This window comes from Thermoanaerobacter sp. X514, assembly GCF_000019065.1.
Classification (GTDB): Bacteria; Bacillota; Thermoanaerobacteria; order Thermoanaerobacterales; family Thermoanaerobacteraceae; genus Thermoanaerobacter; species Thermoanaerobacter pseudethanolicus.
Map to the genome: position 1 here is coordinate 638,383 of NC_010320.1, position 13,930 is coordinate 652,312.

12 protein-coding genes are annotated in these 13,930 nt (G+C 37.3%); 6 read left to right on the top strand and 6 right to left on the bottom strand.

Annotated features, from left to right (window positions below; translation table 11 throughout):
- Both pabB and TETH514_RS03135 read left to right on the top strand, forming a co-directional pair.
- Positions 1-1,311, top strand: a complete 1,311-nt coding sequence (pabB, locus tag TETH514_RS03130) for an aminodeoxychorismate synthase component I (RefSeq protein ID WP_009052140.1) — start codon at positions 1-3, stop codon at positions 1,309-1,311.
- Positions 1,312-1,340: 29 nt separating this feature from the next.
- Positions 1,341-2,099 carry an aminotransferase class IV gene (locus tag TETH514_RS03135; RefSeq protein ID WP_009052141.1) on the top strand — a complete coding sequence of 253 codons (759 nt, stop codon included), beginning with the start codon at positions 1,341-1,343 and terminating at the stop codon, positions 2,097-2,099.
- 65 nt (positions 2,100-2,164) lie between these two features.
- On the opposite strand, the gene TETH514_RS03140 is transcribed toward TETH514_RS03135, so the two are convergent.
- Positions 2,165-2,458, bottom strand: a complete 294-nt coding sequence (locus TETH514_RS03140) for an FMN-binding protein (RefSeq protein ID WP_009052142.1) — start codon at positions 2,456-2,458, stop codon at positions 2,165-2,167.
- Between the two features lie 115 nt (positions 2,459-2,573).
- On the opposite strand from TETH514_RS03140, the gene TETH514_RS03145 reads away from it, so the two are divergent.
- The gene (locus tag TETH514_RS03145) at positions 2,574-3,845 is read left to right on the top strand and encodes an MFS transporter (protein ID WP_009052143.1); all 1,272 of its coding nucleotides are present in this window, start codon (positions 2,574-2,576) and stop codon (positions 3,843-3,845) included.
- A 173-nt stretch (positions 3,846-4,018) separates the two neighbouring features.
- On the opposite strand, the gene TETH514_RS03150 is transcribed toward TETH514_RS03145, so the two are convergent.
- From TETH514_RS03150 to TETH514_RS03170, 5 genes are all read right to left on the bottom strand, one after another.
- Complete coding sequence (locus TETH514_RS03150) at positions 4,019-4,981, bottom strand: ABC transporter ATP-binding protein (protein WP_009052144.1); 963 nt, start codon at positions 4,979-4,981, stop codon at positions 4,019-4,021.
- Positions 4,971-5,996, bottom strand: a complete 1,026-nt coding sequence (locus TETH514_RS03155) for an ABC transporter ATP-binding protein (RefSeq protein ID WP_009052145.1) — start codon at positions 5,994-5,996, stop codon at positions 4,971-4,973. Before TETH514_RS03155 ends, TETH514_RS03150 begins: the two co-directional genes overlap by 11 nt.
- A 12-nt stretch (positions 5,997-6,008) precedes the next feature.
- A complete protein-coding gene (locus TETH514_RS03160) occupies positions 6,009-6,941 on the bottom strand; it encodes an ABC transporter permease (protein ID WP_012268613.1) in 933 nt (310 codons plus the stop codon).
- An 11-nt stretch (positions 6,942-6,952) separates the two neighbouring features.
- The gene (locus TETH514_RS03165) at positions 6,953-7,873 is read right to left on the bottom strand and encodes an ABC transporter permease (RefSeq protein WP_003868872.1); all 921 of its coding nucleotides are present in this window, start codon (positions 7,871-7,873) and stop codon (positions 6,953-6,955) included.
- A gap of 114 nt (positions 7,874-7,987) precedes the next feature.
- Complete coding sequence (locus TETH514_RS03170) at positions 7,988-9,646, bottom strand: peptide ABC transporter substrate-binding protein (protein WP_009052146.1); 1,659 nt, start codon at positions 9,644-9,646, stop codon at positions 7,988-7,990.
- A gap of 857 nt (positions 9,647-10,503) precedes the next feature.
- Between TETH514_RS03170 and TETH514_RS03175 the strand changes: the two genes are divergently transcribed.
- The 3 genes from TETH514_RS03175 to TETH514_RS03185 all read left to right on the top strand — a co-directional run bounded on the left by TETH514_RS03175 (position 10,504) and on the right by TETH514_RS03185 (position 13,922).
- On the top strand, positions 10,504-11,178 hold the full coding sequence (locus tag TETH514_RS03175) for a hydrolase (protein ID WP_003868672.1): 675 nt from the start codon (positions 10,504-10,506) through the stop codon (positions 11,176-11,178).
- Between the two features lie 50 nt (positions 11,179-11,228).
- A complete protein-coding gene (locus tag TETH514_RS03180) occupies positions 11,229-12,362 on the top strand; it encodes an aldo/keto reductase (protein WP_003868673.1) in 1,134 nt (377 codons plus the stop codon).
- A gap of 276 nt (positions 12,363-12,638) precedes the next feature.
- Positions 12,639-13,922, top strand: a complete 1,284-nt coding sequence (locus TETH514_RS03185; RefSeq protein WP_009052147.1) for an SH3 domain-containing protein — start codon at positions 12,639-12,641, stop codon at positions 13,920-13,922.
- Positions 13,923-13,930 lie beyond the last annotated feature (8 nt).

The following is a 13,930-nucleotide window of genomic DNA, read 5'->3' on the forward strand; positions in this document are numbered from 1 at the left end:
TTGAAGATGGTTGTGTATGATAGTCTTTTAAATCCTTTTGATGTGTTTTGCTATCTGAATGATAAATTTTCAATACTACTTGAGAGCAATCTATTTAACAAAAACTTTGGAAGATATTCTTTCTTGTTTGTAAACCCCAAAGATGTGTTTATTTGCAATGATGAAGATGATGTGTCTGAGTTTCTGCAAAGGCTTTCGGAAGAGGTTTTAAAAAGAAGAGAAGATTCAGAATTTATTTTCAATGGTGGTTTTGCAGGATACTTTTCTTACAATTTTGGAGTGGACCTTTACAATGTTAAAAGAAAGAAAGATGTGTCATCAGTTTATAAAGCTTTCTTTGGGTACTACGAGGATTTCATTGTTCTTGACCATCTTGAAAAAAAGATGTATGTAAGTCTATCTTCAAAAGAGCATTTAGAAAAGATTGATAAGCTTTTAAAAAGTCCAAGCTCTTTTGTGATGGAATTTAAAAGACCAGTTGTTGAAGAATTTGTTACCAACTTTGAAAAGAAAGAATACAAAGCGTGTATAAAAAAGATCAAAAATTACATATATGAAGGGGATGTTTATCAAGTAAACTTGTCCCAGCGCTTTGTGTTCAAAGGCAGCTTTGACCCAGATTATGTATATTCAACTTTAAGGTCAAAAAACTATGGTGCATACCATGCATATATAAAGCTACCAAAAGCAAGTATTATCTCAACATCACCTGAGCTTTTCTTGAGAAAAAGAGGTAAAACCATAATAACAAAGCCTATCAAAGGGACAATCAGAAGGGGTAAGGATGAGGAAGAAGACAAGAGATTGAAAGAGATTCTTTTAAATGATGAGAAATGCCGTGCAGAGCTTTTGATGATAGTTGACCTTGAGAGAAATGATTTTGCAAAGATATGTACACCACATACAATCACTTTGGAAAAACTTTTTGAGGTTGAGGAGTACTCAAGTGTGTTTCATCTTGTTTCAACAATCAAAGGCGACTTGAAAGAGGGAGTGGAGCTTGATAGCATAATAAAAGCAACATTTCCGGGCGGTTCTATCACAGGTGCCCCAAAGTTAAATGCAATTAAGATAATCGAAGAGTTAGAAAAGGACCCAAGAGGTATATACACAGGTTCAATAGGGTATATTTCAAACAACTTCAACATGGATTTCAATATTGCAATCAGGACCTTAGTGATAGAAGGCAATACTGCTTATTTTAATGTTGGCGGCGGGATTGTATGGGATTCTACTGAAGAAGATGAGTATGAAGAGACACTCCACAAAGGAAAACCTATTTTTGATATTTTGATAGGCAAAAACATGTGAAATTTTTGAAATAGGGGGACGATTATAAATTGTTTTTTGAAGATGATTTTGATAGCTTTAATCTTGGGCTTGTTCCTTTTGACACAATATATTATAAAAATGGAGATGCTCATTTTTTGGCTGAACATTATAAGAGACTAAAAAGAGGTTCTTGGGTTCTATGTTTGAATTTTGAAATTTCATATGATGAGTTTAAGTATAGGATAAGAGAATATGTTTGTAGAAAAAATGAACGTTTTGGCGCAATTAGGGTGGTATATTTTAAAAATCAGCTTTTAATATTTGAAAAAAGAATCAGATATACAAATGATTTATTCAAAAAAGGGCTTGATTTGACAGTGTCAAAAGTAAAAAAAGACCCAATCAACATTTTAAACTATATAAAGACTTTCAACATGGGAATAAACCAGATAGAAGAGGCAAGGGCAAAAGAAAAAGGATATGATAGCTGCCTCTTTTTGAACAAAAAAGGGCATATATGCGAGGCGGCATTTTCAAATATATTCTTTAGAAGAGGCAATGAAATTTTCACACCACATCTTTCTTGCGGGCTTTTGCCGGGTGTGATGAGAAAAAAGGTGTGTGAGGTTGCAAAAGATTTAGGATATGTTGTAAAAAAAGAATTTTTAACTTTAAATGATCTTACCTCAATGGATGAATGTTTCATAACAAGCAGTGTTGCAGGGGTTTTTCCTGTTCAGAAGATTGGCAAGCTTGAGTTTAAAAGCAGAACCTTTGTCCAAATTGTTGGGCAGATGGAGTATTTCAAAAGACCATGGGTGGAGTAAAAGAAAGAGAGTGCACCTGTGAATTTTATGGGACACTCCCTAATTTTCTTAAGTTTACAATTATACTAATTTTGTGAAGTTTGTGAACATTCGATCCTTGCCTTGTTTAGAGCATCTTCAACAGCCATGATTATTCCATAAGACGTCCTTGTTGTACCAGAGATTATATCAACATTGGTTGATTGAGTTTGGATAATCTCCTGTGGAATTATCTCAAAAGGAAGCTGGGCAAAATTTGGTGTTTCATTGTGTGAGACTATCTCAATCTTTGTTGTTACACTTTTAGTCATGTTTGGAATTCCTGGTGTTAAACCAATTCCGATCGTTGGTTTATCTGCTTTGTTTTCCTTTGGAATCAATGACTTTGTGAAATACCTTCTTTTAAGAAGACATGGATAACTTTTGAGTACTTCTAAAGCCGCTTTTTATAGCGGCTTTTTTGGAAGATATATACGAGAGGAAAGGAGAAAATATATGTCGTTCATCGCACAGATTAGATTTTTGCCCAAAGAAGTAAAACGTTTTATAGCAACTGAAGCTTTATTGGGAATAGGGATGGGGATTTTTGGCTTAGTATTAAATTTGCACTTGCTTGCTTTAAACATATCTCCTGAACAAATAGGGGTTCTCAATTCTGTCGGGACTTTAGTGATGGGAGCAGCTGCTATTCCGGCAGGTTTTTTTGCTAATTATATTGGAAGAAAACGCGTTTTTATATCAGGAATAACACTTATAGGGATAGGATATGGGCTTTTTGGATTAGGGGAATCCATGGGAATTTTTTACTTGGCACAGATTATACAATTTATAGGAATTTCCTTTTTGATTACAACAGAAATACAGCTTTTGTTTTCGTATGCTAAAATAAATGAATTAGAAACTGTAAGTTATAGCCTTTTATTTGCTGTTTTCACTTTATTTAGTGGTATGGGAACTTTGTTAGGAGGTTTTATACCTAATTGGCTGCCTTTTGGCAATACAAAGTATCAATGGGCAGTCTATATATCTGCTATTTTTATTTTACTGGCGGCTTTATTAAGGGGAATTTTATTGCCATGTTTAAATAATAGTTTTGATAAAGGTAAGAGCAAGTTATTATTGTCAAATATTAGGATTTCCCAAGTTTTTGATAAAAAAATTATTTTAATTACTTTTTATCTTTTTTTGGCGGGGATGGCTTTTTCTATGATAGTTCCTTTCCAAAATGTGATTGTGAAATTTCGGATGGGCTGGAGCGATGAATATATCTCATATTTTCTGACAGTAAATGGGTTAATTTTGTTTTTTGCTTCTATGGTGATGCCTTGGGTAATTAACAAATTTGGAACCATTAAAGCTTTTTACTATGTGTATTGGATGAATTTATTTTTTGCACTTATATTAAGTTTTAATGATATTTCTGTAATGATGTTTTCAACAATATTTTTATTGAGAAGTGGGTGTTTTACTCTTTTAAATAATATGATAGAAAGTCAAACAATGTCTGTGATAGAGGAAGAAAAGAGGGACTTTTTTGCTGGAGAAAAGTCACTTTTAAGGAGTATAGGATCAGCAATAGCCAGCTATTTAGCTGGCTATATATTGGAAAATAAGAATTATACATATCCTTTCTTGATTACTTTTATAATACTTTTAGCAAGTCTTTTGTATTTTGTTGTATTCATTAAACCTATTTTTGTTGAGAAGCTAAACAATGACAAATTTTCTTTTGAAGAAGAAATTCAAAAGGATGCGGAAGGTATGTAGTTATACCAAATGGCAAGCGACAAAAATGTTCTCCATCTTTGTAGTTCATTTTTGTAGTTTATTAATGATAAATGAGCTACAGAACGTATGTTGAAAAGAGTTTACATATATTGTGGAAGCCAAATAAAAAAGCCGGCCGTCAGCCTTAAAATGCTGTTTGGCCGGTATTTTATCTAATATAGGTGACATGCTACAAAGTGGTTCTTTTCCACTTCTTTGAGTTCCGGTTGCTGTTCGGTGCAGATGGGTTTGGCGTACCTGCATCTTTTGGCAAACCTGCAACCTTTCGGCGGATTGATGGGACTGGGTACGTCTCCTTCCAGCAGGATCCTCTCCTTTTTCCTCTCGGTCTCCGGATCGGGAACCGGTATGGCCGAAAGAAGCGCCTGCGTGTACGGATGCAAGGGCCTGTTGTGAAGGTCTTCAGACGTAGTCAGCTCCACAACATGCCCCAGATACATAACTGCAATCCTGTCGGAAACGTACTTTACCATGCTCAGGTCGTGAGCGATGAAGATATAGGTTAGTTTTAGCTTTTGCTGGAGTTCCATAAGCAGGTTTATAACCTGTGCCTGTATGGATACGTCCAAGGCGGAAATGGGCTCGTCGGCGACTATGAATTTCGGTTCTACTGCCAAGGCACGTGCGATACCTATCCTCTGCCTCTGTCCACCGGAAAACTCGTGGGGGAATCGGTTAGCGTGCTCCTTGTTCAGGCCGACAAGGCCTAAAAGTTCGTATATTCTATCGGTACGTTCTTTGTTCTTATATAAGCCGTGGATATCAATACCTTCTCCTATTATATCCCCCACAGTCATCCTGGGATTCAGCGAAGCATAGGGGTCCTGGAATATCATCTGAACCTTCCGATTGAATTCCTTCAACTGCTGGCCGGTTAGCTTGTGCACATTTTTGCCTTCAAAAAGCACCTGTCCTGCAGTGGGTTCGTAAAGTCTTACTATCGTCCTTCCCAGAGTGGTCTTGCCGCACCCAGATTCACCAACGAGGCCCAGGGTTTCGCCTTCTATTATCTGTAGATTCACGTTGTCGACGGCCTTTAAAACCGCACCCCTACCCACATTAAAGTATTTTTTCAGATTCTTTATTTCGACAAGAGGAATTCTTTCAACCGTCATGTAAAGTCACCCCTTTTCCTACAGGCGGTTTCACTTTTGGAGCCATGGGATGCATCAGCCAGCAGGCCACACTGTGGCCGTCGCCCACCGTGAATTCTTCCGGATACCTCTCGTAGCATATCTTCATAGCGTATTCGCACCTGGCAGCGAAAGGACAGCCCACCGGAGGAGCAAAGAGGTCTGGCGGCGTGCCGTCTATGGAAGCCAGCCTCTTGCTTTTATCCAAGTCGGGAGTGGGTACCGACATCAGCAATCCCCAGGTATAGGGATGACGCGAGTTGTAAAATATATCGTCAAGGCTGCCACGCTCGATTATTTTGCCCGCATACATGACCAGGACCCGCTCGGCCAAATTGGCCACGACGCCCAGGTTATGGGTGATTATTATAATGGCTGTGTTTAACTTTTTCTGCAAATCCCTCATCAGGTCCAGGATCTGTGCCTGTATAGTTACGTCCAGAGCCGTCGTCGGCTCATCGGCTATAAGAAGTTTGGGGTTGCAGGCCAGTGCGATGGCTATCATCGCTCTTTGCCTCATGCCGCCGCTAAACTCGTGAGGGTACTGGTTGACACGTTTTTCCGCATTGGGTATGCCTACTAACTTCAGTATTTCTATGGCCTTTTCCCTGGCTTGTTTAGGTTTCATTTTCTGGTGTTTTATAAGGCTCTCGGCGATCTGAGCGCCGACCTTCATAGTGGGGTTCAAGGATGTCATGGGGTCCTGAAACACCATACTTATCTCGGAACCGCGGACGTACTCCATCTCTCTTTCTGACAGTTTGGTTATATCCCTGCCCTCAAATATAATCGAGCCTTTTTTAATAATTCCTGGAGGCATGGGAATCAGCCGCATTATGGACTGCGCAGTTACACTTTTACCACAACCGGATTCGCCCACTATAGCCACAGTTTCACCTTTGTTTACATCAAAACTAACACCTCTTACCGCTTTGATTTCCCCCGCATAGGTTTTGAACGAAACTTCGAGATCTTTAACTTCCAAAAGTTTTTCCATCTTTTTACCTCCTTAACTGCGAAGTCTTGGATCCAGTGCATCCCTTAATCCATCGCCGAGGAGGTTAAGGGAAAGCATTGTTGTACTTATAAAGAATGCCGGTATGAAAAGCTGGTAGGGATATACTCTAAAAGATTGGGCACCGTAAGATGCCAGCTGACCCCAGCTTGAATGCGGAGGAACTACACCAAGACCTATAAAGCTTAAAAAGGCTTCAGTGAATATAGCACTCGGAACAGACATAGTAAGGTTTACCAAAATTACGCCCATCGCATTTGGTATCAAGTGCTTCCAAATTATTCTTGAATGACTTGCTCCGAGTACTTTTGCTGCCAGTACAAATTCTTGTTCTTTTAACTGAAGAATCTGCCCGCGGACAAGCCTTGCCATACCAACCCATCCGCCAATAACCAGTGCCAGAATCAACGGCATAATACCCTGCCCGAGGACAACCATCATCAATATAACAATTATCATATATGGAATAGCATACATAATATCAACAAACCTCATTATGATCATATCAACTTTACCACCAAAATAACCCGAGATTCCCCCCACTAGAACACCTATTACCGCGTTCAAAAGCGCTGCCACAAAACCAATCATTAAGGATACCCTTGCGCCCATCCATGTGCGTGTCCACAAATCTCTTCCTAAGGAATCTGTTCCAAACCAGTGCCTGGCTGAAGGCGGCTGGTTAATCTCAGAGGGGTTTGTAGTTCTATAGTCGTATGGAGTCATATAAGGTCCAACTATTGCCAGAAAAGTATAAAGTATAATTATTATTAATCCCAGCATTGCTGCTTTATTTTGCTTTAACCTTCTCCATGCATCCTGCCAGTAGGTAATGCTTGGCCTTGCTATAGCCTCCATTTCACTTATATTTTTGCCTACATGAGTAAAAAGTTCCTGAGAAAGTTCTCCCGCACTGTTCTGCATCATCTTTTTACCTCCTATTTCCCTGCAATCCTGATTCTCGGGTCTATAAAACCGTATATAATGTCAACTATAAAGTTTGCTGCAATTAAGAATAGACCATAAAATACTGTCATTCCAAGTACCATCGAATAGTCTAAGTTTTGAATGCCTAAAATGTAGAATTTCCCAAGTCCAGGGATTGCAAAAATTTGCTCTATAACAAATGTACCGGTGAGAAGTGTAGCTGTTACAGGTCCAAGGACTGTAATTACCGGCAAAATAGCATTTCTTATTTGATGTCTCCATACTATTTGTGATGGTGAAAGGCCTTTTGATTTCGCAGTCTTAATATAGTCCTGATTGACTACATCGAGCATACTTGCCCTCATAAGCCTTGCCATTAGTGCAATGGAACCCAGGCTTAAAGCAAAAGTCGGCATTATTGTGTATGCAAAACCCTTCCATTGAGCTACAGGTAAGAGTTTCAATTTGATAGAAAAAATATATTGTAGAAGAGGCCCTATCACAAAGCCGGGAACAGAGACACCCACGATAGCAATAAACATACTGAGATAATCCAGGGGTTTATTGCGATTTAAAGCTGCAATTATTCCCAAAGAAATACCTACAATTGTAGCGAAAATTACAGCTCTTATCCCGAGATCGGCAGAATAAGGAAATGCCTGTGCTATGACTTCATTTACCGTTCTATTTCTATACCTTAAGGAATATCCCAGATCGCCTTTTAAAAGGTTTGAAATGTAGGTTATATACTGGACGTGAAGCGGTTTATCAAAGCCATAGTATTCCATCATGTTTTGCTTAATCTCCGGAGTAACTTTTTCACTCAAAAATGGATCTCCTGGAAGGAGCCTTACGAGGAAAAATACTATAGTTACAAGGAACCATGCAGTAATTAAAGAAACCACTAATCTATTTAGTATATAGCGGGCCATTTACTTACCTCCTTTTTACGGTTTTCCAATAATACTTTATTGTTTTCAAATTAGCATAAATGGAGGTATATGCTTTTACATATACCTCCCTCATGAACCAGCTAATAAGCCAAATTAGTTTTTCCCTTCAACATTAGCATAGATAAAGTCTGGATCTGCACCGATAAAGTTCCTGACAAGGCCTGTTACATAATCTTTCTTTGCCCAGGCTCTCTGCCTGAAGTAGACAGGTACGATTGGCCCTTCCTCAAGGAGCAGTTTTTCTGCTTCAAACATGGCATCAGCGCGCTTCTTGAAGTCTGTAGTTGTCTTTGCAAATTTTACGAGTTCGTCATACTGTTTGTTGCTCCAGCCGGTATTGTTGTGCCCGCCGCCAGTGACCCACAGGTCTATATAAGTCATCGGGTCGTCATAGTCTGGACCCCAGCCAGCAAATACGACATCGTAGTCCATCTTGTTCATAAGTTCGAGCCGCTGTTTGAAAGGAACCTGTTTTATGGTCATCTCAATACCCAGGTTCTTTCTGAGCATATCCTGAATAATTTCTGCACTCATCTTAGCCCTGGAGCTATCATCGGTTAATAATTCAAATTTGATCTTTGATGGATCACTGATGTTGAGCTCTTTTAAAGCTTTGTCAAGGTATTCCTTTGCTTTTGCAGGGTCGGCCTTCCTAGAATAGAATTCATACGGGTATTCTTCCACGAATTTCTTTTCTACACCGGAAAGAAGCGGCAGTACATATCTTGTCGCAGGATCGGATACGCCTCCCAGCACACTTTTTATATAGTCTTCTCTATCGATCGCAAATCCGACAGCTTTCCTGAAGTTTTCGTTGGCAAGCCAGGGTTTGTCGGACCTTTTTACGTTGAACTGTAGGTAGAATTCTGCACCATCATAGTAGAAGAGGGCTTTGCCTTCGTTCTTTACCTGTTCTACAAAGTCTGGCGGAATTGCTACAAAATCAAGTTCTCCGTTTTCGTACATTTGCCATGCTGTATTGGCTTCACTTACAATGGGTATTCTTACCCTATCAAGCTTTATGGCATCTTTGTTCCAGTAGTCGGGGTTCTTTTCTAAAATGAGTTCCTGTTCGTGCTTCCACTCTTTCAAGATAAACGGACCATTGTAAAGGAGTTTGTCAGCGTCTGCCGCGAACTTCTCTCCCATTTTCTCTACAAACTCTTGCTTGACAGGCATAAAGGAGATGAAGTTCAAAAGACTTTCAAAATACTTAACCGGCACGTTAAGTTTGATTTCCAGCGTCTTCTCGTCGAGGGCTTTTACGCCAACCTGGTTAGGATCAGTTATCTTGCCCGTATTGTATTCTTCACCGTTTACAATATAGTAGCCCTGAAAAGCATATTCCGATGCAGTTTCTGGGGCGAGGAGCCTTTTTATCGCATATTCAAAATCATAAGCTGTTACAGGTGAACCGTCGCTCCACTTTGCATCTCTCAAATGGAAAGTATAAGTCATCTTATCTTCAGATACTTCCCATTTTTCAGCCATTCCGGGATAAACTTTACCGTCGTATACTCTTACAAGCCCTTCAAAAACAGCATTTCCAACCATAATAGCATAAGTGTCGGTCGCTTTCTGTGGGTCAAGGTTCGGAACTTCTGCCCCAATCGCAAAAACTAATTCTTTTTCTTTGAGCTGCTCCTGCTGCTGTACGCCCTCAGCCTGATTAGTAGGTTGCTTGCTACATCCGGCGAAGACTCCTGCTACCAGCAGCAGTATGAGGACAAGGGCTAAACTTTTCCTTAACATTTTATCCCCTCCCAAATAGTTTTAAAGTTTATATTAACTTTTTTCCGTATAATATCCCCCCCGACAATCCCCCCTTTCAGTCCATGAAAAAACAAATTAATTAATACTGTACATTTTTACAATACTTGAAAATTTGCTATCTAATAGAAGATACAGAAAATTTGTTTGTAACACATACGTTATATATGGTATATCATATATCTTACAAGATTCTTTGTCAAGAATTAGGGCGTGTATTTTCCTAAATGTCCACCCTTCAGAAACTTGGAAATATATAATTGTCGTATTAGCTTTCAGAAATTTTGATATAATCGGTATGCACTTATTCTGATGCCTCTTTTTTAATCCCCCTTACAATTTTATTTATAATTGTTTTTGTAGATTATCATTGTTATTATAGCATATTTAATATATGTTAGCAATACATCCACTAAAAATGTAAATCCTTTGTGGATTTTTTTAATTTTGCACATGAATTTTTAAAATCTATTAAAAGATGAGCACAAAAATTATTAATTTTTAAATCTCTGTTTTAATTTTATGCGGTACAAGGTGCTTTTAGTACATATTTTGTGAAATTTTTCATAAAAATTTAATAAACCTTCAAAAAAAGTGGCAAAAACACAATATAATTTAAAATTTAATATTATTTTTAAACTAAAAATAGTTTTTGAGCACTAAAAAGTAAAGAAATAATAAAATGATTTTAACAGCGCTTTCTTGCTTTGTATTTGTATGCCTTCATACGGTAAGAAGTGGATCTTTGAAAAATATGGGATTAATTCTTAAAGGTATTGATTTATAAACAATTATTGGTATAATATTTTTATAAAATAAAAGGAAAAGATGGTGATAAAATGGCTGATAATTTTGTTCCCGAGATAACTTCACCTTTAAGGCAAAAGATGGTTTTAGTTCCTGAAGTTATTCATCAAAAAGCTTCGGGAATAAAGGTCTATGGTAAATTAATAAAATCCCTTGTTTTTACAACAGATATTGCTTTGATTAGAAATACTAATGCTCATGCTGTTTTAGCAGTATATCCGTTTACTCCTCAGCCAGTTATCACTCACGCTCTTATGATGGCAGCGGATATACCGGTATTTTGCGGTGTGGGTGGAGGACTTACACAAGGAAAGAGAGTTGTTAACTTGGCTCTTGACGCGGAATTTTCTGGAGCAATGGGCGTTGTTGTAAATGCTCCTACTGCCAATGATATAATCAAAAAAATGAGAGCGACAATAGATATACCTATTGTTGTAACTATAGTGTCGGAGAAAGAGGACATAAAAGGGAGAGTAGAAGCTGGCGCTACAATACTTAACATATCTGGTGCACAAAAGACCCCTGATTTAGTAAAACGTGTAAAAGATATTTGTCCTGACATACCTATTATTGCAACAGGAGGTCCCACTGAGGAAACTATTTTAAAGACGATAGAAGCGGGCGCTAATGCTATATCCTATACTCCTCCTACAAATGCAGAGATTTTCTCAGAGATAATGGACAAATACAGAAAAGAAAGGGAATAAATATATGATATAATATAAATTAAAATATTTTACAAAGGGGAGAGGATGATATGCAATACAGACAATTTGGCAAACTAAATATAGCAATATCTGCATTAGGATTTGGTTTAATGAGACTTCCTGCAATTGATAATGATAACAGCAAAATAGATGAAGCGGAAGCGATAAGGATGATAAGATACGCCATTGACAATGGCGTGAATTATATTGATACAGCATGGCCGTATCATGGAGGCAACAGCGAAATAGTTGCAGGTAAAGCTTTAAAAGACGGCTACAGGGAAAAAACTTTTCTTGCGACGAAACTTCCTACATGGCTAATTAATGAAAAAGAAGACATGGACAAATATTTAAATGAGCAGCTTAAAAAACTTCAGACGGACTACATAGATTTTTATCTTTTACATGCTTTAGATAAAAGCAAATGGGAGAACATGAAAAGGGTGGATGCTTTAAGCTGGGCTGAAAAGAAAAAACAAGAAGGAAAAATAAGACACATAGGATTTTCTTTTCACGATGAGTATCCCGTATTCCAAGAGATTGTAGATTATTATGACAAATGGGATTTCTGTCAAATACAGTACAACTATATGGACATAGACGTACAAGCAGGAGAAAAGGGACTAAAATACGCTGCTTCAAAAGGTTTAGGAGTTGTGATAATGGAGCCTATAAGGGGAGGCAGACTTGCCAACCCTCCAAAAGCAGTGCAAGATATTTGGGATACTGCAAAGGTTAAGCGTACCCCTGCAGAGTGGGCACTTCAATGGTTATGGAATCAGCCAGAGGTTTCGGTTGTGTTAAGTGGCATGAGCACGTTTGAGCAGCTAAAAGAAAATATTGAAAGCGCAAAAAGGTCAGGAATAAATACCTTAACAAAAGAAGAACTTGAGATTGTTAATAAAGTTAGAAACAAATACAAAGAGCTTTCCCCAATTGCATGTACAGGTTGCAATTATTGTATGCCTTGTCCAAATGGCGTAAATATACCGAGAAACTTTGGACTTTACAATGAAGCACATATGTATAATACTTATGAAGCTAACCGCAGGGATTATGAAAACTTGGGGGATGCAAAAGCGAGTTCCTGTATTGAATGTGGTACCTGTGAGAGCGTATGTCCACAACATCTTACAATAATTGATTATCTTAAAGAGGTTGCAGATTATTTTGAAAGAGCATAACGAAAAAGGAGAAGGAGTTTTACATTTCGTTCCTTCTCCTTTTTATGTAATACCATGATGAAAAGCAGTTAAAAATATTGTTATCCCAAGAAGAAGACATATCAGACTTAGTATTAAAATGATGACTAAATAAAATTTTTTTCCATTTAGTATACCGCCCCTTTTAAAAACATATCTCTATAGTATAGACGAAAAACTTCGCTTTTAGTTTCATTTTTTTAAAATTTTTTCTATAAATTTTTGCCTGCTTTTATTGTTTATGAGGGGAGAGTTTGCATGTTTGAGGTTTTTGAAGATATGTTAAGTCCAGAATATTGGATTAGGAAAATAGACAATACCGACAAAGTTATTATGACACAACAAGAGATTGAAAACTTTAACAGAAAGATAATAAATGAGGTAGTTACAGTATATGACCTTGAGACATACAAAAAAAGTTTAAAAAAAGATGAGCTTATTAAGTTAATTAAAAGTTATGAGATGCCTAAAAAGCCTATGTACGATAAGTATGGCAACCTCATAGAAGAAGACTTTTATGACGATGTAATAAAAAATACGAATTTGGAGGGAATTAAGGATGTAAATCCAGTAAGGTATGGTATAGCGATTAGAAATACTTCTATAAGAAGTTTTCCTACGAAAGAAGCTGTTTTTGACAAACAAGGAGATATAGAATTTGATAGGTTTCAAGAGACGGGATGTCAAGCTTTAGAGCCTGTAGTTATTTTACACGAGAGTAAAGACAGAAAATGGTTATTTATACAGATGTATAATTACAGAGGATGGATTAAAGCAGAAGATATTGCAATTGCGAAAGACAAAAAAGAGTTATTTGACTATATAAATTCACTAAGTTTTTTAGTAGTCACAGGAAACTATATAAAGACTCAAAGCAATCCCTTTGACAAAAATGTTTCTAAATTGGAATTTACAATGGGGACGAAAATATATCTAGAAGAAGGAAATGTTTTACATCAAGTTGGCAATCAATCAGTTATTGGACATTATCTTATAAAACTGCCTATTAGAAATGAAGAAAGGAATCTTGAGTTTAGATATGCTCTAATTTCAAAGAAAGAAGATGTAAATGTTGGATATCTTCCCTATACAAGAGAAAACATTTTGAAGCAGGCTTTCAAACTTATAGGTGATAGATACGGTTGGGGTGATAGTTTAGGAGGTAGAGATTGTTCTAGTTATATAATGTATATTTTTAAGACTTTTGGCATAAGGCTTCCTAGGAATGCTAATGAGCAAGAAGCAGTAGCGGACAAATCCTATAAATTTATTGAGGGAATGTCAAATGAAGAAAGAATAAAAGTGTTCGACAGTGTAAAGCCAGGAGCATTAGTCTATATGCCAGGGCATGCTATGATTTACATTGGAAAAGAAAAAGGCATTCCTTATATAATACATAATTTTCATGGGTATGGAGAGAAAAAGGAAGATAAATATGAATTTGTTCCTGTAAATGAAGTTATGGTAACCTCTACTTTTCTGCCGACAACTTCAGGAGTATCTTTTATAGAAAAATTCACTTCTGTTTTGGAAATAGAATAAGGGTAAAC